Raw genomic sequence first — 20,341 nt, 5'->3', positions numbered from 1 at the left:
TAGGGCCTGTTCACGCTAATAACGGGCTTGCGAACGTGCCTTTCCGCCCGCAGGGCAAGGAGAGAGGAGGCGCAATAGCCGTAGCTATTGCAACGACGAACGACGCCGCAATGCGGGCGGAAAGGCACGTTCCCCTGTTTGGAAGAAAATCATTCGTGGGGCTGGCCCCCAGAAGGGCCGATCGCGGCGTCATGCGCCTCGCGAATACGTCGAGTATTCGCTTCGTCGCATTCCTTGCGCTCGGCCCTTCTGGGGGCCAGCGCAAGCCCGTTATTAGCGTGAACAGGCCCTAAGCGGTGCACTCACGCGTCCAGCACCGCCAGATCCCGCGGCAACGTGCGCTTGAACATCGCGAGAATCTGTCGTGCCGCCGTCGGCGGTAATGTGATCGCGTGCCGCACCGTTGTCGCGATTTCGGCGCGGTGGCGATCGCCGTCGACCGCCGATCCTGCATACCGGAACCGCATCGACGGCCCTTTTCGCCTTCATCCGTCGTTTTCTCCGTAGTTTCCCTTGCGTCTCCCTGTCGGGATTTTCCCCTAGCGCGCCCTCCCGCGCACCGCGTGCATCCCAGTGCCGCGATCTCCACACAATCCCGCACAGCCGCGCCAACATTGACCTTCACGCCATTCGCACGGTTTCGGGGCAGTCGCGCCGTTTTGCCCGTATTCGATGCATTACCAAAGGTATGGAAAAGCGCACAGAAAATGTATCGGGACCGATGTAATTGGATTGATACGCTGCATTCACTGCATCAGCGCCGTCAACCACGCAGGAGCGGCATCGAGCCCACGCAGCAAGCGGGCAATCGATGACGATTCATCGCGGTTCGCGGCTTCCATCACCAGTTAGTCGGGATGACAGAATGGCTCCAAATCTGACGTTTGCGCCGGGCGACGTACTCCCCCCCGGCGCAATCCATACCGACGGTGCGCCGTCGATTGCCCGGTCGAGCATCGCGACCGGAACCGACATCCTGACCGTCAAGCACCTGTCGAAGATCTTCGGTCCGAAGCCCGAGCGCGCGATCGAGATGCTGAAACGCGGTGTCGGTCGCAACGAGATCTTCGCCGAAACCGGCAACATGGTGGCGGTCAACGACGTGAGCCTGAGCGTGCGGGCCGGCGAGATCTTCGTGATCATGGGGCTGTCGGGCTCCGGCAAGTCGACGCTGGTGCGTCTGCTGAATCGGCTGATCGAGCCGACGTCCGGGCAGGTCGTACTCGAAGGCCGCGACATCGCACCGATGTCGACGCCGGAGCTGCGCGACGTTCGACGCCAGAAAATGGCGATGGTGTTCCAGTCGTTCGCTCTGCTGCCTAACCGGACCGTGATCGACAACATCGCTTACGGGCTCGAAGTCGCCGGGATCAAGAAGGCGCAGCGCTACGAAGTCGCGCGCGCCGCGCTGGAGCGCGTCGGCCTCGGGTCATACGAGAAGCTGCTGCCGAGCGAGTTGTCCGGCGGCATGCAGCAGCGCGTGGGTCTGGCTCGTGCGCTGGCGGTGAATCCGTCGGTGCTGCTGATGGACGAGGCATTCTCCGCGCTCGATCCGCTGATCCGCTTCGAAATGCAGAACGAGCTGCTGCGCCTGCAGAAAGACGAGCAGCGCACGATCGTGTTCATTTCCCACGATATCGAGGAAGCGGTCAAGATCGGCGGCCGCATCGGCATCATGAAGGACGGCTGCCTGATCCAGGTCGGCACGCCGGCCGAACTGATCCAGACGCCGGCCGATGCCTACGTGCAGGACTTCTTCCGCAACGTCGACGTGTCGCGCTTCCTGAAGGCATCGAGCATGATGACGACGGTCGAGCGCGGGCTGCTTCGGTGCGACGCGGGTACGTCGTCCGACCGCTACCTGAACCAGCTGATCGACAGCGGCGCGGAATGCGGCTACGTGTGCGACGAGGCCGGCCATTACCTGGGTTGCGTCACGCCCGCCACGCTGCACCGGTCCGGCACGCGACCGATTCGCGAGGCATTCCTGAGCGATTTCAATGCGGTGTCGATCGACACGGACCTGCATCGGCTCGCGTCGATCGCGCTGACCCAGCAGCACGACGTGCCGGTGACGGACGCGGCGGGACAACTGGCGGGCGTCGTGTCCTGCCGGACGATACTCAAGCAGATGATGCAACGGAGGGCAGCATGAATTCGTCGGTGATCGGGAAGTTCGCGGAGAACTTCGTCAACTTTCTGTTTCTGCATTTCCGCGGCGGCTTCGACACGTTCTCGGCGGGGCTCGGCGCGGTCGTGAAGCTGCTCGAGGACGGCCTTGCCGCCATCCCGTTCATCGCGATGGTCGTGATCCTGGTCGGACTCGCGCTGTGGCGCCGCGGCATCGTGTTTTCGATCTTCGTCGGCTGCGCGCTGCTCGTCATTCACTACATGGGGCTGTGGGCGCAGACGGTGTCGACCCTCGCGCTCGTCACCGCGGCGACGTTCTTCAGCCTGGTGATCGGTGTCCCGCTGGGGATCTGGGGCGCGCGCAACAACCGAATCGGCATGATCCTGCGCTCGCTGCTCGACTTCATGCAGACGATGCCCGCGTTCGTGTACCTGATTCCGGCCGTGATCCTGTTCGGGCTGGGACGCGTGCCTGCGGTGATCGCGACGATCGTCTTTGCGATGCCGCCCGTCGTGCGGCTGACGACGCTCGGCATCCGCCAGGTTCGCGAGGAACTGATCGAAGCCGGCCGCTCGTTCGGCAGCACCGACTGGCAGCTGCTGTGGAAGATCCAGTTGCCGAACGCGTTGCCGTCGATCATGGCCGGCGTAAACCAGACGATCATGATGGCGCTGTCGATGGTGGTGGTCGCGTCGATGATCGGCGCGGGCGGCCTCGGCGAATACGTGCTGAGCGGCATCCAGCGTCTCGACATCGGAATCGGCTTCGAAGGCGGGTTGGGCGTCGTGCTGCTCGCGATCGTGCTGGATCGCCTGACGGAAAGCTTCGGCGTGAAGGCGAAGAAGAAGGTGAAGAAGCCGATGGCGCGTGCCGGCAAGGCTGGCCCGCACGGCGCGGCCCGCACCTGACGAGCAGGGCAGGCGAAGACAGTGGACGGACGATGAAGCGCCGCGGCCACGGTGCCGCGGCGGAATCGATGTAGCAGTGCGTGGAGACCAGAAACGCCGCTCGAAGGCGTTCCTCATCCTTGAAAGACTCGCGTCATTAAAAAGGAGTACTAGATGAATACCCATACGTTCAAATCGCTTCTGGCGAAACTTGCGGTATCGACGGTGGTTGCCTGCAGCGCAGGTGTGGGAGCGGTGTCGGCGGCCGAGCCGGTCAAGATCGCGGTGACCAACTGGGCGGACGTGCTGGCGGTGGCCAACGTGGCGAAGTACGTGCTGGAGACGCAACTCAAGCAGCCGGTGCAGTTCGTCCAGGCCGACATCGGCATCCAGTACCAGGGTGTCGCGCGCGGGGATCTCGACATCATGGTCGGCGGCTGGCTGCCGGTCACGCATGCGACGTACTACGCGAAGTACAAGAGCGACCTGGATGACGTCGGCATCATCTACACCGGCGGCAAGAACGGCTGGGCGGTGCCGACCTACATCCCCGAATCGCAGCTGTCGTCGATCGCCGACCTGAACAAGCCGGAGGTCAAGAGCAAGCTGAACGGCACGATCCAGGGTATCGAGCCGGGCGGCGGCCTGATGCAGGCGTCCGAGAAAACCATCAAGGCCTACAACCTGGACGGCTACAACCTGCAGGCGTCGAGCGAGGCCGGGATGCTGGCGAGCGTGTCGCGTGCGTACCAGTCGAAGCAGTGGGTCGTCGCGACGGTGTGGAGCCCGCACTGGCTGTTCCAGAAGTGGCAGATGCGCTACCTGAAGGACCCGAAGGGCACGCTGGGCGGCGAAGAGCAGATTCATGCATTCGCGTCGAAAAAGTTCGCCGGCAAGTTCCCGCGCGCCGACGTGTTCTTCAAGCACCTGAAGCTGACGCTGGCCGATGTCGAAGCGATCGAGTTCGAAGGCAACAACACGAACGACTACGCAACGGCCGCGAAGAAGTTCGTCGATGCGCACCCGGACAAGCTGAAGGCCTGGTTGCAGCAGTAAAGCCGCGTGCCGGCCACGCGGACGATGCGATCGGCGTCGTCCGCGCGAACCGGCCACGCGTTTCGCCCGCTGCCGACGGCCGGGGCCGCAACGACGGCGCCGGCTTGGCAGCGGGCGGTACACGCAGTCCATGCAGCACGTAACGATTCGCGCCGCGGAGTCACCAAGTGAACGAGAACGCCCGCTTTTTTTCCGAACCGCTCCAGAGCCGGGATCCGGTGATCGCATCGGAGATCGCACTGGAGCTGCGTCGCCAGCAAACCCAGATCGAACTGATCGCGTCCGAAAACATCGCGTCGGCGGCAGTGCTGGAAGCCCAGGGCACCGTGCTGACGAACAAATACGCGGAAGGCTACCCGTCACGGCGGTATTACGGCGGCTGCGACCATGTCGACCGGATCGAGGCGCTCGCGATCGACCGTGCATGCGCGTTGTTCGACGCGAGTCACGCGAACGTCCAGCCGCACTCGGGCGCGCAGGCCAACGGCGCGGTGATGCTTGCGCTCGTCAAGCCCGGCGACACGGTGATGGGCATGGCGCTCGATGCGGGCGGCCATCTCACGCACGGCGCGCGGCCCGCGTTGTCGGGAAAATGGTTCAACGCGGTGCAGTACGGCGTGAGCCCGGACACGCTGCGCATCGATTACGACGACGTTCGCCGGCTCGCCCAGCGCCATCGACCGAAGCTGATCATCGCCGGCTATTCCGCGTATCCGCGTGCGCTCGACTTCGCCGCGTTTCGCGAGATCGCGGACAGCGTCGATGCGAAGCTGATGGTCGACATGGCGCACATCGCCGGCATCGTCGCGGCCGGCCGGCACCCGAACCCGGTGCCGTTCGCGGACGTGGTGACGTCCACCACGCACAAGACGCTGCGCGGCCCGCGCGGCGGTTTCATCCTGACGAACCACGCCGATATCGCGAAGCAGATCGATTCGGCGGTGTTTCCGGGGCTGCAGGGCGGCCCGCTGATGCATGTCGTCGCGGGCAAGGCCGTAGCCTTCGCGGAAGCGCTTCGTCCGGAGTTCACCCGCTATATCGACCAGATGCTGCGCAATGCGCAGGCGCTCGCGAGCGTGCTGACGGCCGGCGGCCTGACGCTTGCCACGGGCGGCACCGACAACCATCTGCTGCTGGTCGACCTGCGCACGCAGCGCATCACCGGCATGCAGGCAGAGAAGGCACTGGAGCGCGCCGGCATCACCTGCAACAAGAACGGCATTCCGTTCGATACGGGAAACCCGACCGTCACGTCCGGCATCCGGCTCGGCACGCCGGCCGGCACCACGCGCGGCTTCGGTACCGCGCAGTTCGAGCAGATCGGCGCAATGATTCTCGAAGTCCTGGCGGCGCTCAAGCGCGATCCGGCCGGCGACGAAGCCGTCGAACGGTCGGTGCGCACGCGCGTGCGCGACCTGTGCAACCAGTTTCCCATCTACACGCACACGGAGGCATTCGCCTGAGCGTGGAAGCGGTCCGGGCATGACACATCGTTCGGATCACGTAGCGAATCGATCGGCAGGGCTGCGCGAATGCAGTGAAGCTGCCGACGACATTGAGTCGAATTGCCGGTTTCCTGCCTCGCGACGAGCAGCCGGCACACCTACCTGACTGAGGAATCGAAATGAGCTTCGAGGGCGTACACACACCGCTGGTCACCCCGTTCGACGCGGACGGCGAAATCGATCATGACCTGCTGGGCCGCCATGCGGCCGATCTCGCCGGCCGGGTGTCCGGCCTCGGCATCGGCGGGACGACCGGCGAATACTACGCATTGAGCTTCGACGAGCGCGTGCGCACGTTCGACACGGTCGCGGCCGCGGCCGGCGGCAAGACGTTCCTGACCGCGGGCATCAATGCGACGACGACGAAGGAGGTGCTGCGCCTCGGCCGCGAAGCGAAGCGCGCGGGATTGAACGCGTTGCTCGTGGCGGCGCCGTACTACGCGCAGCCGACCCAGCAGGAGCTGCTCGCGCACCTGCTCGCGGTGGACGACGCGCTCGACATGCCGATCATGCTGTACAACTTCCCGGCGCGCACCGGCACCGAAATCGGCGACGACATTCTCGATACGCTGCTCGCGCGCAAGAACTTCGTCGCGATGAAGGAAAGCACGGGCGACATCGCACATCTGCATCACCTGTCGACGCATTTTGGTGGCCGGCTCGTGCTGAGCTGCGGGATGGACGACCAGGCACTCGAATTCTTCGCGTGGGGCGCACGCAGCTGGGTCGGCGGCGCATCGAACTTCCTGCCGGAAGCGCACACCGACCTGTTCGACGCCTGCGTGAAGCGTGGCGATTTCGCGACCGGCCGCACGCTGATGGCCCAACTGCTGCCGGTGCTCGAACTGCTCGAGCGCAGCGGCAAATTCATTCAGTACGTGCGTTACGGCTGCGAGCTGGCGGGCTTGCCGGTCGGCGTTGCCCGCGCACCGCTCGGCGCGCTGTCGGGCGACGAGCGCGACGCGTTCGCGAAGCTCGTGACGCCACTGCTGCGCGACGGCCGTTGATCGATCATGAGCTCGACTCTGGCATTCGCGCGGTTTCCGGCGCCGGACGGGATGAATGGCTGGTGGGAGAGCCTGCCGCCCGCGCCGGACGCTCGCGCCGTCACGTCCGAGCACCGGTTCGACTGGGTCGTCGTCGGCGGCGGCATCACCGGGCTGTGCGCGGCGCGCCGGCTCGCGGAGCTCGCGCCCGGCGCGTCCGTCGCGCTGGTGGAGGCCGATCGGATCGGCCGCACCACGGCCGGACGCAATTCCGGATTCTTCGTCGACCTGCCGCATGACATCAGCAGCGAAAGCTACTCGCGCAGCATCGAGGAAGATCGCGCCGATGTGCGGTTTCAGCGGCACGGCATCGACTATGTGCGCGACCTCGTGCGGCGCTTCGGCATCGATTGCGACTGGCGCGACGACGGCAAATTCCACGCGTCGGTCAACAAGAAGGGCGCGGACGCGCTCGCGCATTTCGCCGACGGGCTGGCGCGCATCGGCGAAGCCTTCGAATGGCTCGACCAGCCGGCGATCCAGGCCGTGACGGGCACCGGGTTCTACACGGGCGCGCTCTTCACGCCGGGTTGCAGCACGGTGCAGCCGGCCGCGCTGATGCGCGGCCTGGCGGCGACGCAACCGGACAACGTGACGGTGTTCGAGTTGAGCCCGGTGACGCGGATCGAACCGCGCGGCGACACGCGCGTGCTGCATTTCGCCGGCGGCACGATCGTCGCGAAGCAGGTGATCCTCTGCACGAACGCGTATGCGGCGACCTTCGGCATGCATTCGAACGGCTTGTTGCCCGTCTATACGTTCGCATCGCTCACGCGCCCGATGACGCCCGACGAAGTGGCGAAGCTCGGCGGCACGCGCTCGTGGGCGCTGATTCCGGCCGATCCGATGGGCACGACGGTGCGGCGCCTGATCACCAATCGCATTTGCGTGCGCAATCATTTCGCGTTCCGTCCGGACGTGAAGGTGTCGCAGGCCGACCTCGCGAAGTCGCGGCATCTGCATCAGCGCTCGTTCGAGCGCCGCTTCCCGATGCTCGGCGGCGTCGAGCTCGAATACACGTGGGGCGGGCCGCTGTGCCTGTCCGCCAACAATGGTGCGTTGTTCGGCAGGCGCGACGACGGCCTCTACGAGGCGATCGGCTGCAACGGCCTCGGCCTGAGCCGCGGGTCGGCGTCGGGCAAGCTGATCGCCGAGTACGCGCTCGGCGAATCGAACAGCCTCGTGCAGCAACTGCTGAACCAGCCACATCCGCGCCCGCTGCCGGTCCGACCGATCGTCGACCTGGCGGTGTCGGCGACGATCTGGGCCAAGGAATTCTCGGCCGGTGCCGAGCTTTGATTTTCAAGGAAACGACATGACGACCCATCAGGAATGGAAACAGAAGGCGAATGCGTTGCCGCTCGACGGTCGCGCGTTCATCGCGGGGCAACGCCGCGCGTCCGCATCGGGTGAGACGTTCGGCACGCTCAATCCCGCATCCGGCAAGGTGCTCGCCGAGGTCGCGCGCTGTGGCGAGCGCGACGTCGGGCAGGCGGTCGCGGCCGCGCGCGACGCGTTCGAATCCGGCGTGTGGTCGAAGGCCGCGCCCGCACATCGCAAGGCGGTGCTACTTCGGCTCGCGCAACTGATCGACGAGCATGCGGATGAACTCGCGCTGCTCGAGGCGCTCGAAGCCGGCAAGCCGATCGGCGAATGCCTGGGGCTCGACATTCCCGAGTCGGCCGCGTGCATTCGCTGGCATGCGGAGGTCACCGACAAGCGCTACGACGCGTTGTCGCCGTCCGGTGCAGGTGTCGTGAGCATGATTACCCGCGAGCCGATCGGGGTGGTCGGCGCGGTGCTGCCGTGGAATTTCCCGGCGCTGATGCTCGCCTGGAAGATCGGTCCGGCCCTGTCGGTCGGCAACAGCGTGGTCGTGAAGCCGGCCGAACAGACGTCGCTGTCGACGCTGCGGATCGCCGATCTCGCGCTCGCGGCCGGCGTGCCGCCGGGCGTGTTCAGCGTCGTCACCGGGTTCGGCGGCGAGGCGGGTGAAGCGATCGGCCGCCATCCGGACGTCGATCTCGTCGCGTTCACCGGCTCGACCGCAACCGGCAAGCGCTTCCTGCACTACTCGGCCGATACCAACCTGAAGCGCGTCGTGCTCGAATGCGGCGGCAAGAATCCACAGGTGATCCTGCCGGACGTCGCGAACCTCGACGCGGTGGCCGAACAGGCGGTCGCCGCCGCGTTCTGGAACATGGGCGAGAACTGCAGCGCGGGCTCGCGGATCCTCGTGCCGTCGAGCCGCAAGGCGGAACTGCTGGAGAAGATGCAGGCCGTGCTCGCCGGCTGGAAGACCGGCGATCCGCTCGACCCGAACGTGAAGCTCGGTGCGCTGATCGAGCAGAAGCACTACGAGAAGGTGCTCGGCCATATCGAGAAGGCGAAGGCGGAAGGCGCGCGCGTGGCCTGTGGTGGCCATGCGATCCTCACGGAAACCGGCGGCTGGTTCGTCGAACCGACGATCTTCGATCAGGTGACGCCGGAGATGAGCGTCGCGCGTGACGAAGTGTTCGGGCCGGTCGTGTGCTTCATCGAGTACGACGACGTCGACGATGCGGTGCGGATCGCGAACGATACGTTCTACGGGCTGGCCGCGTCGCTGTGGACCGACAACGTGAACAGCGCGCACAAGGTCGCCGCGCGGATTCGCGCGGGCACGGTCACGGTGAACTGCTTCGGCGAAGGCGACCTGTCGACGCCGTTCGGCGGCTTCAAGCAGTCGGGGTTCGGCGGGCGCGACAAGTCCGTCTACGCGCACGATCAATACTGCGAGCTGAAGACCACCTGGCTGAAGCTCGACTGAGTGCGCGCGAACGCTGCGGCCTGCCGGGCCCGCGTGGCCTGGCTCGCGGGCCGCGCGGGTTGCGCACGCTGCGGGCGACAAGAGAACCGACCAACCGACGTTACGCCTGCCGCCGCGACGCACCACGACGTGACGTGACCCGCCCCGACGGCACCGCCCGGCGCGACGGAGCTACGGCGCGCCGCGGCCGGCGGCCGTGCCGATCGGAAGTTCGCCTTGCGGTCCCTATCATCGATTCCGATAATGGCGACGCGGTGCACAATCGATCGAAAATGGCGACATCGTGACGCCGTTACGGCGGCTGAGCCGCCGTTGCCAGCCGTCAGTCTGACGCGCAAGCCGCAATATTCAAATAATTGAAAGGTTTCGATGAGACGACCCGCGGGCAGCCGGTGGGGCTGCAGACGACAGGTTCGTCGACGCAGCGTACGACCTCAGTTTTGAGAGTGAAAGCCATGTTGAAGAAGCAACTGTTTGCAGACCGACTCCTCGCGCAAATGCCGTCGCTTCGCGCGCTACGGTGTTTCGTGACGGCGGCGCGCTACGAGAGCTTCACTCAGGCGGCCGAGGTGCTGTGCGTGACGCAGGCTGCGATCAGCCGGCAGATCAAGGAACTCGAGGATTCGCTCGACGTCGCGCTGTTCGAGCGCACCGGCCGGCACATCGCGCTGACGGACGCCGGGCGGATTCTCTACAACGCGTCGTATCTGTCGATCATGAACATCGCCGAGGCGGCGGAGGCCGTGCGCCGGACCGACAAGCACGCGCTGATGATCTGCGTATCGCATACGTTCTCGGCGCTGTGGCTGTCGTCGCGGCTGCCTGCGTTTCGCGAGCAGTTTCCGAATATCCAGCTGCACGTGATCGTCACCGAGCACTTCATGGAACTCGACGGGCTCATCGAGCCGGACGTGATCATCACGAAGAACCCGCCGCGCGAGCCCGAGTTCGAAGCCGAGCCGCTGTTTCACGACATCGTGTATCCGGTCTGCAGTCCGTCGTTTCACGAGCGGCATTTCCACGGCCGGTCGCTGAAGCCGCTGGACCTGCTTTCGAGCCCGACCCTGAACCTGTCGATGCTCGGCCGCGCGCAGGTGTGCGAGCACGTCGACTGGCGCGTGTGGCGCAACTGGTTCCAGCAGGGCGACGGCACCGATACGCTGACCGAGAACAAGTATCTGGAAAGCAATGACTACCGGCTGCTCGTCGCGCAGGCCGAGGCCGGCGAGGGCACGCTGCTGGGCTGGCATCACCTCGTGCACCGGCAGCTCGAGCAGGGCATCCTGGTTCGTCCGGTACAGGACGTGCTGGTGTTTCGTGATCGCCATCACTATCTGATCACGCATCGCAACGCGCAGCCGCGCTCCGAGTACCGGCTGTTCCGTCAATGGCTGAGCGACGAGGTCGGTGTGATGATGCGCGGCTGGCTCGATGCCGGCGTCGAGCTCGAGCAATAGCGCGGTCGGGGAGCAACGGTCCAGATGAAGCCTGCGTCGGCCACGCCGAAAGGCTATCGGCGGCAGAAGATCGCCGGCGTGTTCGACCGCCTGACGAGCGGCCCGGTCCGCCAGGAACTCGTGCTCGCGGCGACTGCCGCGTTCTCGCATTTCCGGCTGCTGCCGCGGCTCGCCGCTGAAGGGCGCACAGCCCGAGTTGCAGTTGCGCCTCGCGACGCTGATGTTTACCGCCGATCTGCGACACAACAAAATCGATATCGCCGTGCATTACGGCGACGGCCGCGGCCGGCTGCCGGTCCGGCCGGCTGAATTTCGCACTGCGGTGCAGCCTGTCCACCGATGCGATCGATGCCGCGCGCTAGGGTCATGGCGTCGCGCTCGGCTGGCTTGCGCTGTTGACGGGATTCGTCGATTTCAGAATTGAAACCCGGGTTGCATATCTGATGCGGTCCGGAGCCACGCTTCGCGCCTTGTCACCGCCCATCAACGCCATCAGCGCGATTCTCGAGGTGGCCTGCTTTTTGCGTTACCAGAGCGACATGCTTGATGTCCTCTCGTCAGACGGCTCTTTCCGGATAAAGGAAAACGACCCCGACAGTGCGAGGGACGCCCGCTTTTCAATCGTAAGGTGATGCAATGACTGACTACGGCAAACGAAACACGGTATCTGACGACGATGCGCGTCGCGTTGTGCAGGCGCGCCTGACGAACGCGGATCCATCCGCGGTGACGCCCGGATGGTCCGGCGCACGACGCCGCGACACGAACTGGGCCTGGGCGAAAGCAACGACAGGCTACGACTGGATGGATCACGCCCCGCTTTTCGATCACCGCGACTGATCCTGTCGCGAGCCCGGGCGTGGCACGGGTTCGCGGTGCTTTGACGGGCGACCGGCCTGCAAACCGGTTCCTTGTTCCCGGTTGGTCGGCTGAATACCATTCGTTGTCGCGACGGTTATAGCGGCAGTTGGGCGATATGACGAACATGTCGGCTGGCGCAAGCCGGGACGATGCAACCGCGCATGGCCGACGCGACGATCCGCACGCCGCCCAGCGAAGCAAGCGGGTGGAGGATGGCGCGTCGGCGGGCTTACTTCAATTCTTCACTATCCATGGCTGCCGTGACGCCCACTCCCATCCAGTCCATCCTGATCGCGAACCGCTCGGAAATCTCGATTCGCGTGATGCGTGCCGCCGCCGAACTGAACATGCGTACGGTGGCGGTGTATTCGAAGGAAGACCGCCTCGCGCTGCATCGCTTCAAGGCGGACGAAAGCTACCTGATCGGCGAAGACAAGAAGCCGCTCGCCGCCTACCTCGACATTGACGACATCCTGCGCGTCGCGCGGCAGGCAAAGGTCGATGCGATTCATCCCGGCTACGGTTTCCTGTCCGAGAACCCCGATTTCGCGCAGGCCGTGATCGACGCCGGCATTCGCTGGATCGGCCCGTCGCCCGACGTGATGCGTACGCTCGGCAACAAGGTGGCCGCGCGCAACGCGGCGATCGCGGCCGGTGTGCCGGTGATGCCCGCGACCGCGCCGCTGCCGGACGATCTCGCCGCCTGCAAGGTGCTGGCCGCGGAAGTCGGCTATCCGCTGATGCTGAAGGCGAGCTGGGGCGGCGGCGGACGCGGGATGCGCGTGCTGGAAAGCGCTCAGGACCTCGAAACGCTGCTGCCCGTCGCGCGCCGTGAGGCGCTGGCCGCGTTCGGCAACGACGAGGTGTACGTCGAGAAGCTCGTGCGCAATGCGCGGCACGTCGAGGTGCAGGTGCTCGGCGATCTGCACGGCACGGTCGTGCATCTGTACGAGCGCGACTGCACGGTGCAGCGGCGCAACCAGAAGGTGGTCGAGCGCGCACCGGCGCCGTACCTCGATCACGACGGCCGTCACGCGCTGTGCGAAGCGGCGCTGCGCCTGATGCGTGCCGTGGGCTACACGCACGCGGGCACCGTCGAATTCCTGATGGATGCCGACAGCGGCCAGTTCTACTTCATCGAGGTGAACCCGCGCATCCAGGTCGAGCACACCGTGACCGAGATGATTACCGGGATCGACATCGTGAAGGCGCAGATCCGCATCACCGAAGGCGGGCGGATCGGCCTGGCCGAGGATGCGACGGATGGCGGCGGCGCGCTTGTCGCGCGCGCGGCCGGTGTGCCGGAACAGCAGGCGATTCCGCTGAACGGCAACGCGCTGCAATGCCGGATCACGACCGAGGATCCGGAGAACGACTTCCTGCCCGACTACGGGCGCCTCACCGCATACCGCAGCGCGGCGGGCTTCGGCGTGCGTCTTGACGCGGGCACCGCCTATGGCGGCGCGGTGATCACGCCGTACTACGATTCGCTGCTCGTGAAGGTGACGACGTGGGCGCCGACGGCGGCCGAATCGATTCACCGGATGGATCGCGCGCTGCGCGAGTTCCGGATTCGCGGCGTCACGTCGAACCTGCAGTTCCTCGAGAACGTGATCAACCACCCGGCCTTCATCGCGGGCGACGTCACGACGCGCTTCATCGACAGGACGCCGGAGCTGCTCGCCTTCGCGAAGCGCGGCGACCGCGCGACGAAGCTGTTGCGCTATCTCGGCGAGCTGAATGTGAACGGCAACGCCGAGATGAATGGCCGCACGCTGCCGGCGCTGCCGCTACAGAAGCCGGTGTTGCCGAAGATCGATACGACGACGGCGATCCCGGCCGGCACACGCGATCGCCTGCGTGAGCTGGGCCCGGAGAAATTCGCGCGCTGGATGCTCGACCAGAAGCAGGTGCTGCTCACCGACACGACGATGCGCGATGCGCACCAGTCGCTGTTCGCGACGCGCATGCGCACGGCCGACATGCTGCCGATCGCGCCGTTCTACGCGCGCGAGCTGTCGCAACTGTTCTCGCTCGAATGCTGGGGCGGCGCGACCTTCGACGTCGCGTTGCGCTTCCTGAAGGAAGACCCGTGGGAGCGCCTCGCGCTGCTGCGCGAACGCGTGCCGAACATCCTGTTCCAGATGCTGTTGCGCGGTTCGAACGCGGTCGGCTACACGAACTACGCGGACAACGTCGTGCGCTTTTTCGTGCAACAGGCCGCGAGCGCGGGCGTCGACGTGTTCCGCGTGTTCGACTCGCTGAACTGGGTGCGCAACATGCGCGTGGCGATCGATGCGGTGGGCGAGAGCGGGATGCTGTGCGAAGGCGCGATCTGCTACACCGGCGACCTGTTCGACACGTCGCGCGCGAAGTACGACCTCAAGTACTACGTCGGCATCGCGCGCGAACTGCAGCGGGCCGGCGTGCACGTGCTCGGCATCAAGGACATGGCCGGCATCTGCCGCCCGCAGGCGGTCGCGACGCTCGTGAAGGCGCTCAAGGAAGAAACCGGGTTGCCCGTGCATTTCCATACGCACGATACGAGCGGCATCGCCGCGGCATCCGTGCTGGCCGCTGTCGACGCGGGCTGCGACGCGGTGGACGGCGCGCTCGATGCGATGAGCGGCCTCACGTCGCAGCCGAACCTGTCGAGCATCGCGGCCGCGTTGGCCGGGGGCGAACGCGATCCCGGGCTCAATGCCGATCGCCTGCACGAAGCATCGATGTACTGGGAAGGCGTGCGTCGCTATTACGCGCCGTTCGAATCGGAGATCCGCGCGGGCACGGCCGACGTCTATCGTCACGAGATGCCCGGCGGCCAGTACACGAACCTGCGCGAGCAGGCGCGCGCGCTCGGCATCGATCATCGCTGGACCGAGGTGTCGCGTGCGTATGCGGACGTGAACCGCCTGTTCGGCGACATCGTGAAGGTCACGCCGACGTCGAAGGTGGTCGGCGACATGGCGCTGATGATGGTCGCGAACGATCTCGCCGTGGACGACGTGCGCAACCCGGCCAAGGACATCGCGTTCCCCGAGTCGGTCGTGTCGCTGTTCAAGGGCGAACTGGGCTTCCCGCCCGATGGCTTCCCGGCGGACCTGTCGCGCAAGGTGCTCAAGAGCGAGCCGCCGGCGCCGTATCGTCCCGGCGACCAGATTCCGCCGGTCGATCTCGACGCCGTGCGCGCGCAGGCCGAGGCCGCGTGCGAGCAGCCGCTCGACGACCGACAGCTGGCGTCGTACCTGATGTATCCGAAGCAGACGGTCGACTACTACGCGCACGTTCGCGCGTACAGCGACACGTCGGTCGTGCCGACGCCGGCGTTCCTGTACGGATTGCAGCCGCAGGAGGAAGTGGCGATCGACATCGAGCCGGGCAAGACGCTGCTCGTGGCGCTGCAGGGGCAGCACGCCGATGCGCAGGACGGCATCGTGAAGGTGCTGTTCGAACTGAACGGCCAGTCGCGTTCGGCGCTCGTCGAGCAGAAGACGATCGCGCAGGCGGGCAAGGTGCGGCATGGCCTGCAGCGCGCCGATCCGGCCAACCCGCTGCACATCGCGGCGCCGATGCCGGGCTCGGTGGTCACGGTGGCGGTGCAGCCGGGGCAGCGCGTGGCAGCCGGCACGACGCTGATCGCGCTCGAGGCGATGAAGATGGAAACCCACATCGCCGCGGAGCGCGACTGCGAGATCGCGGCCGTGCATGTGAAGCCCGGTGAGCGGGTTGCGGCGAAGGATCTGCTGATCGAGTTGAAAGACCCGACGCAATGAGGGGTGCCGTGATCGGGCGGGCGTGCTGACCGGTGTCAAGGATCGCAACCGTCACACCGCCCGCCCGGAGGGCGGCCGAACCGTCTGGTGTGTCGCTCGATCGCGGTGGGTGTGATCCGGAGTCGGTCCAGCCGTTTCTCGGCCGATATACCGGGCAACGGGTGCCGCGCTATCATGGTACGCAGCGCGTATCACATGTGAGAGCCATGCCGGATCCGACCCAACAGGAGTTTTTACGTGACGCCAAGGATCGGCTTGGCGTGACCTGGGACGCACTCGCAATCGCGAGTGGTATCAGTCCACGGGCCATGAAAACCTATCGCATGCCCGATACGTCGAAGGATCATCGGGCCTTGCCGGCTCTCGCCCGTGCGGCCATCGTGCGTTTGATCGAGGATCAAAAGGAACCGCGAACATTTCGAGGCGACGAATCACCGGGACGCGATCCTGTATGTCGAAGAGATCGTCGCGAAGCATGAGGCGCTCACCGAATGGCAGATCCGCAATCTCCACTCGCTCGTCCTGAAGAGCATCGACACGGAGCAGGCTGGTCGGTACCGGCAGGAGAACGTGGTGATCGCGGGCGCGAGCACAACCCCGCCGGATTTCATGCACCTCCCGGCTGAAATGGCCGGCCTGATCGACTGGTACGGCCAGGCCGGGGCACTGCATCCGGTCGAGCGGGCGGCGGAACTGCACACGCGGTTCGTGAAGATTCATCCGTTCGTCGATGGCAACGGGCAGACGGGACGGTTGCTGCTGAACTTTGAATTGATGAAGGTGGGCTATCCGCCCGCGATCATTCGCAAGGAAGATCGGCTTGCGTATTACGACGCACTGGATGTTGCGTGCGTGAGCGGCGACTACAGCGAGATCACGTCTCTGGTCGCGGCGTCAGTGCAGCGATCGCTTGTCGTGTATCTCGACGTGCTGGGGCTACGGTCCACGCACTAGGCTGACCGTGGCCGTGCTCGAGCCGCAAGAGACGTTACACGAGGTGATGGCGCGGAAGATCGGCGCGCGGTGACGGGGCGCTCACCCGGATCGCGCATGCTGGCCTGCCTGCCGGGAAACTTCGCTGCATTTGCTTCGTTATCCTGTGCGTCAGGCGGAAGGGGAGCGGCGGCGCTGTGCCGTTTCATCGACGAACGGGTGTGGCGGCGGCATCGCGCGTGCTCGTCCGGTTCGCGCTGCACGCATCACGCCTCGTTCGCCGCACTGTCGTCGCCAACCTCGCCTTCGATCGCGGCCATCAGATCGTCGACACCGACCATCAACGCCCGCACTTGCCGCAGCGATTCGTATTGATGCAGCACCGCGTGCCATGACGGCAGTTCGAGCAGCGCTTGCCAGACGACCTCCAGCCCGTGCGGATCGGCTTGCTTGCGCTGCACCAGCGCGCTCGCGTATTCGAGGCTCGCCGGCGCCGACAGCAGCTGCATGCGGCTCGCGGCACCCAACAGGCGCGGCGCCGGGTCGGCCGAGGCATCGCAGCAGTACAGCACCTCGCGTTGCAACGCCGCGGCGTCGGTTGTCAGCGCGCGCAGCGACGCGCCGTGCAGGCGTACCGCGCCTTCGCGCGTGTCGAACGCATAGACGGTGTCCGGATCGGCTTGCGCGAGCAGGCTCAGGCCGCGCAGCAGGCGCGGCAAGTCGGTCGTCGCGGCATCCGCGGACGCCTTCGCCTCGACGAGAAACCGGACATGCCACGCGGCCGACGGCTCGTCGCCGCGCGCGCGTTCGAGCAGCACCGCATCCCACTCGGTTTTCGCGCGATCGTGCTTGGCCGGTATCGAGGCGGGCACACGCATCGACGTGACGACCCGATAGGTGCGAAGCGCATCGCACGCATCGAGTTGTGCGGCCAATGCGTCGAGCGCCTGCGCGGCCAGCGCCTCGACGGCCGCGCCCCGCTGCTGCGACGTGATGCCCTGCGCGGCGGCGAGCGCGCTGCCTTCGAGCGGCCCCTGGCGCCCCCACAGCGTGCGGTACTGCCGGACGTCCGGGTCCTGCGACAGTGCATCGAGACGCTGCAGACGGGCGAGCGCGGGGCTGTCCTTCAGTTTGGCGATGTCCTGTTCGAACGCCGTGTCGGTGGCCATCTCCGGTTGCGCGAGCAGGTGCCGCAGCGTCGCATCGAGATCGTCCCACGACGCACCGGCCGCGGCCGCATGCAGCCGCGCGAGCGGTTCGCGTTGCCACGCCTGCGCGTGGCGTTCGCGCCGCGCCGGATGCGCGATCGTGTTGACGGCCGAGCGCAGCGTGCGCCGATCCTGCTCGGCATGCGCGGCGAGCGACGCGTATTCGCGCACCGTCGCCGCGCGATGCCGAAGCACCGCGGCCTGGAACGCGGGGTCGCCGGATTGCGTGTCGAGCGCGTCGCCGATCATCCGCGCGAGCGCGGCGACGAAGCGCCGTTGCAACGCCGGGTCGGGCGGCTGGCCGTCGACCTGCATCCGGCGCGCTTCCTCGATCACGATCGCGATGACGGTGGCCGGGTTCGCGGTGTCGGCCAGCGACGCCGCATGCACGAGCGGCGGCAGCCGGTAGCGGCGATCGACGGTGCGCAGGACTTCGTCCAGCAGGGCGGGCAACAGGGTCGGCGGCATGGCGAATGACGAGAGTGAACGCGGGTTGCGCGCGTGACGGGCGAGGTGCAACGGTATCACGCGACGCCGCCGTTCGCGCGGCGCGCAGGTACGACGTGACCGCGTCGGTTGCCGCTGACCGTCAGGCCGTCAGCGTCACCGAAAGACGGCCGAGTTCGCCGAAGCCGACCGTCAGCGCATCGCCGAGCGGCACGTCGATCGCGCCCGCATACGAACCGGTCGTCACGATCTGGCCGGCGCGCGCGCCGTCGCCGCGCGAGGCGAGGAAATTCACCAGCCACACGAGCGGCTTGAGCGGATCGCCGTCCGGATGGCGGCCGTCGATCGTGCGATTCAGCGCACCCTCGAACGACAGCGCGAGCGTGTCGAGCGGCACGTTCAGGCCGTCGGGCACGACAGGCCCCACGCACAGCCCCTGGTTGAACTGGCCGTCGGCGAGCAGTTCGAACTTCGATGCGCGCGCGGGCTCCGCGTAGCGGCAACCCAGCACCTCGAGCACGATGCGCACTTCGCGGATCGCACCGCGCACCTCGTTCTCGTCGTACGGCTGCGCGCGTGCGGGCAGGTCGCGATCGAGCACGAACGCGATTTCCGGCTCGATCCGCACGATCGGGCCGCCGACGACACGGTAGGGCGCATCGGCTTCGCGGATCGTCGACGCGAAGATCGGCGCGACGATCACGCGGTCGGGCGGCGGCAGCGCGCATTTCCATCCGCCGATGGTTTCGCCGAGCAGGTCGGCGACGCGGTGCTGGATCGCCAGCGCGGTCTCGACGTTCTCGGGGCGCAACGCATCAGGCAGCAGCGGGCCGGGCACGCCGGCATGGCGGGCGGCGACGAGATGCTGGGCGGCGCCGTCCACGCGTTCGGGTGTCGTTGTCATGTCGGTTGAGCGAGTTGAAAGTGAGCCGGCAAAAAAGGGCCGGACGAAGGTCGTACCGTCGATGATAGCGCTTTCGGCATGCGGGGCGCTCGATCGCGCGTCGTCGCGGCGAGCCCGACGCTCCGCCTGCGTCGCGCGGCGCTTTGCCGCGCGGCCGGTGTCCGGCGGATCTTGATCGCCGTCAACCCCCGGGCCTGCCATCCGCCGATGATGGTGACATGGCCGCGCGCGCTACCGCGCGCGGCAACTCACCTCAGCGAGGTTCGCATGTACGAGAAGATCATGGTGGCCGTCGACGGCAGCGCTTCGTCGAAACAGGCGCTTGCCGAGGCCGTGAAGGTGGCGCTGGCGGGCGACGCGCACGTCAGCGCCGTGTACGTGGTCGACAAGTCGGTGTTGTTCACCTATGCGGGCCGTTTCGACCCGCACGCGCTCGTCGAGGAAATCCGCGACGACGGGCGCAAGGTGCTGCGCGAAGCCGAACAGATCATCGCGCTGGCCGGGGCGAAGGGCGAGGCCGAACTCGTCGAGACCGAAAGCATCGGCGAGGACGTCGCGGAACGGCTGCAGCGCTACGTGAAGGAGCGCGATATCGATCTCGCGGTGGTCGGCACGCACGGGCGGCGGGGGATCCGGCGCGTGCTGCTCGGCAGCGTCGCCGAGCGTTTTCTGCGCGGGTCGAGCTGCCCGGTGCTGCTGATGCGCGGCGACGATGCCGACGTGCCGGCTGCCGCCGCGGCGGCCTGACGCGGCGGGCGCGCAATGGTACGTCGTGAATACCGGATCGTCGTCGCGGCGATCGCCGTGTTCGTGTCGCTCGCCGGGATGATGGCCGTCGTGACCGGCCTGCTGTTCGACGAAACGATGGCGCTGCACGGCGGCGCGATCGCGTTGATCGTCGGCGTGGCCGCCTTCGTCGTGATGCTCAACCTGGGGCCGAAGGGCGACGGGTAACGCGCGGCGCTCCCGCGGCCTTTCCGCAAGGCCGGCGCTTGCCGCTGCCATGTCGCGACCGGTTGCCCGGTTTTTCCCGCGCTCGACTCGGCGCTTTCGCGCGGCCGTTTCCGGTCCGCATTGCCTTTTTTCTGTTGACGCACGCATCGAACGGTGAAACCGCGCGATGTCATAAAGGTGCGACGCTTATATGTAAAGGTGCGATTGACCGACGGCCGGTAAATCGTCGAATTCGTTGCGCATTCTTGTGTAAACGGCCGGCTGCGGGCCGGCGATTCCCGGCGGGCGATCGCCGTTCATTCAATGCGATTCGGTGCGGATGGGTGCCGGCGAATCCACGGGTAAACGGGCGGGCAGGCGCGGCTCGGCC

At 66.5% G+C, this 20,341-nt stretch carries 15 protein-coding genes and 3 pseudogenes; 15 read left to right on the top strand and 3 right to left on the bottom strand.

The window, feature by feature from the left end; translation table 11 throughout:
* Positions 1-302: 302 nt before the first annotated feature.
* A pseudogene (locus ACTJKF_RS29275) lies at positions 303-416 on the bottom strand (TetR/AcrR family transcriptional regulator); the annotation flags it as partial.
* 449 nt (positions 417-865) lie between these two features.
* On the opposite strand from ACTJKF_RS29275, the gene ACTJKF_RS29270 reads away from it, so the two are divergent.
* From ACTJKF_RS29270 to ACTJKF_RS29210, 13 genes and pseudogenes are all read left to right on the top strand, one after another.
* Positions 866-2,155, top strand: a complete 1,290-nt coding sequence (locus ACTJKF_RS29270) for a quaternary amine ABC transporter ATP-binding protein (RefSeq protein WP_440628401.1) — start codon at positions 866-868, stop codon at positions 2,153-2,155.
* Complete coding sequence (locus ACTJKF_RS29265) at positions 2,152-3,039, top strand: ABC transporter permease (RefSeq protein WP_440628399.1); 888 nt, start codon at positions 2,152-2,154, stop codon at positions 3,037-3,039. Before ACTJKF_RS29270 ends, ACTJKF_RS29265 begins: the two co-directional genes overlap by 4 nt.
* Before the next feature lie 153 nt (positions 3,040-3,192).
* Positions 3,193-4,074 carry a glycine betaine ABC transporter substrate-binding protein gene (locus ACTJKF_RS29260; RefSeq protein WP_440628397.1) on the top strand — a complete coding sequence of 294 codons (882 nt, stop codon included), beginning with the start codon at positions 3,193-3,195 and terminating at the stop codon, positions 4,072-4,074.
* A 167-nt stretch (positions 4,075-4,241) separates the two neighbouring features.
* Positions 4,242-5,537 carry a serine hydroxymethyltransferase gene (glyA, locus tag ACTJKF_RS29255; protein WP_440628395.1) on the top strand — a complete coding sequence of 432 codons (1,296 nt, stop codon included), beginning with the start codon at positions 4,242-4,244 and terminating at the stop codon, positions 5,535-5,537.
* Between the two features lie 161 nt (positions 5,538-5,698).
* Positions 5,699-6,586, top strand: coding sequence for a dihydrodipicolinate synthase family protein (locus tag ACTJKF_RS29250; RefSeq protein ID WP_440628394.1), 888 nt, complete (start codon positions 5,699-5,701; stop codon positions 6,584-6,586).
* Between the two features lie 6 nt (positions 6,587-6,592).
* Positions 6,593-7,924 (top strand): NAD(P)/FAD-dependent oxidoreductase, encoded by a 1,332-nt coding sequence (locus ACTJKF_RS29245; RefSeq protein WP_440628392.1) that lies wholly within the window; start codon positions 6,593-6,595, stop codon positions 7,922-7,924.
* Positions 7,925-7,940: 16 nt separating this feature from the next.
* Entirely contained in the window at positions 7,941-9,434 is a 1,494-nt protein-coding gene (locus ACTJKF_RS29240) for an aldehyde dehydrogenase (RefSeq protein WP_440628390.1), read from the top strand.
* 455 nt (positions 9,435-9,889) lie between these two features.
* On the top strand, positions 9,890-10,891 hold the full coding sequence (locus ACTJKF_RS29235; protein WP_440628388.1) for a LysR substrate-binding domain-containing protein: 1,002 nt from the start codon (positions 9,890-9,892) through the stop codon (positions 10,889-10,891).
* Between the two features lie 63 nt (positions 10,892-10,954).
* A pseudogene (locus ACTJKF_RS29230) lies at positions 10,955-11,250 on the top strand (hypothetical protein); the annotation flags it as partial.
* 277 nt (positions 11,251-11,527) lie between these two features.
* Positions 11,528-11,731 carry a hypothetical protein gene (locus ACTJKF_RS29225; RefSeq protein ID WP_440628386.1) on the top strand — a complete coding sequence of 68 codons (204 nt, stop codon included), beginning with the start codon at positions 11,528-11,530 and terminating at the stop codon, positions 11,729-11,731.
* Between the two features lie 272 nt (positions 11,732-12,003).
* Positions 12,004-15,525, top strand: a complete 3,522-nt coding sequence (locus ACTJKF_RS29220) for a pyruvate carboxylase (protein ID WP_440628384.1) — start codon at positions 12,004-12,006, stop codon at positions 15,523-15,525.
* Positions 15,526-15,731: 206 nt separating this feature from the next.
* Positions 15,732-16,004 (top strand): hypothetical protein, encoded by a 273-nt coding sequence (locus ACTJKF_RS29215; protein ID WP_440628383.1) that lies wholly within the window; start codon positions 15,732-15,734, stop codon positions 16,002-16,004.
* Positions 15,925-16,479, top strand: a pseudogene (locus ACTJKF_RS29210) (Fic family protein); the annotation flags it as partial. The gene ACTJKF_RS29215 and the pseudogene ACTJKF_RS29210, both read left to right, overlap by 80 nt.
* A gap of 245 nt (positions 16,480-16,724) precedes the next feature.
* Here the strand turns inward: ACTJKF_RS29210 and ACTJKF_RS29205 are convergent.
* Both ACTJKF_RS29205 and ACTJKF_RS29200 read right to left on the bottom strand, forming a co-directional pair.
* On the bottom strand, positions 16,725-18,134 hold the full coding sequence (locus tag ACTJKF_RS29205) for a 3-deoxy-D-arabino-heptulosonate 7-phosphate synthase (RefSeq protein WP_440628381.1): 1,410 nt from the start codon (positions 18,132-18,134) through the stop codon (positions 16,725-16,727).
* Between the two features lie 121 nt (positions 18,135-18,255).
* Positions 18,256-19,017 (bottom strand): 2-keto-4-pentenoate hydratase, encoded by a 762-nt coding sequence (locus ACTJKF_RS29200; RefSeq protein ID WP_440628379.1) that lies wholly within the window; start codon positions 19,015-19,017, stop codon positions 18,256-18,258.
* A gap of 267 nt (positions 19,018-19,284) precedes the next feature.
* Between ACTJKF_RS29200 and ACTJKF_RS29195 the strand changes: the two genes are divergently transcribed.
* Positions 19,285-19,764 carry a universal stress protein gene (locus ACTJKF_RS29195; RefSeq protein ID WP_440628377.1) on the top strand — a complete coding sequence of 160 codons (480 nt, stop codon included), beginning with the start codon at positions 19,285-19,287 and terminating at the stop codon, positions 19,762-19,764.
* Positions 19,765-19,779: 15 nt separating this feature from the next.
* Entirely contained in the window at positions 19,780-19,971 is a 192-nt protein-coding gene (locus ACTJKF_RS29190) for a DUF2964 family protein (protein WP_440628376.1), read from the top strand.
* Positions 19,972-20,341: the final 370 nt, after the last annotated feature.

It is taken from the genome of Burkholderia sp. 22313 (genome assembly GCF_052045245.1).
GTDB lineage: Bacteria > Pseudomonadota > Gammaproteobacteria > Burkholderiales > Burkholderiaceae > Burkholderia.
Note: the sequence above shows the minus strand (reverse complement) of the source record. Positions and strands in the feature narration are given on the sequence as shown.

Coding starts and splice junctions, on each gene's coding strand:
- ACTJKF_RS29270 (WP_440628401.1), top strand. CDS start 866: ATGGCTCCAAATCTGACGTTTGCGCCGGGCGACGTACTCCCCCCCGGC.
- ACTJKF_RS29265 (WP_440628399.1), top strand. CDS start 2,152: ATGAATTCGTCGGTGATCGGGAAGTTCGCGGAGAACTTCGTCAACTTT.
- ACTJKF_RS29260 (WP_440628397.1), top strand. CDS start 3,193: ATGAATACCCATACGTTCAAATCGCTTCTGGCGAAACTTGCGGTATCG.
- ACTJKF_RS29250 (WP_440628394.1), top strand. CDS start 5,699: ATGAGCTTCGAGGGCGTACACACACCGCTGGTCACCCCGTTCGACGCG.
- ACTJKF_RS29245 (WP_440628392.1), top strand. CDS start 6,593: ATGAGCTCGACTCTGGCATTCGCGCGGTTTCCGGCGCCGGACGGGATG.
- ACTJKF_RS29240 (WP_440628390.1), top strand. CDS start 7,941: ATGACGACCCATCAGGAATGGAAACAGAAGGCGAATGCGTTGCCGCTC.
- ACTJKF_RS29235 (WP_440628388.1), top strand. CDS start 9,890: ATGTTGAAGAAGCAACTGTTTGCAGACCGACTCCTCGCGCAAATGCCG.
- ACTJKF_RS29225 (WP_440628386.1), top strand. CDS start 11,528: ATGACTGACTACGGCAAACGAAACACGGTATCTGACGACGATGCGCGT.
- ACTJKF_RS29220 (WP_440628384.1), top strand. CDS start 12,004: ATGGCTGCCGTGACGCCCACTCCCATCCAGTCCATCCTGATCGCGAAC.
- ACTJKF_RS29215 (WP_440628383.1), top strand. CDS start 15,732: ATGCCGGATCCGACCCAACAGGAGTTTTTACGTGACGCCAAGGATCGG.
- ACTJKF_RS29205 (WP_440628381.1), bottom strand. CDS start 18,134: ATGCCGCCGACCCTGTTGCCCGCCCTGCTGGACGAAGTCCTGCGCACC.
- ACTJKF_RS29200 (WP_440628379.1), bottom strand. CDS start 19,017: ATGACAACGACACCCGAACGCGTGGACGGCGCCGCCCAGCATCTCGTC.
- ACTJKF_RS29195 (WP_440628377.1), top strand. CDS start 19,285: ATGTACGAGAAGATCATGGTGGCCGTCGACGGCAGCGCTTCGTCGAAA.
- ACTJKF_RS29190 (WP_440628376.1), top strand. CDS start 19,780: ATGGTACGTCGTGAATACCGGATCGTCGTCGCGGCGATCGCCGTGTTC.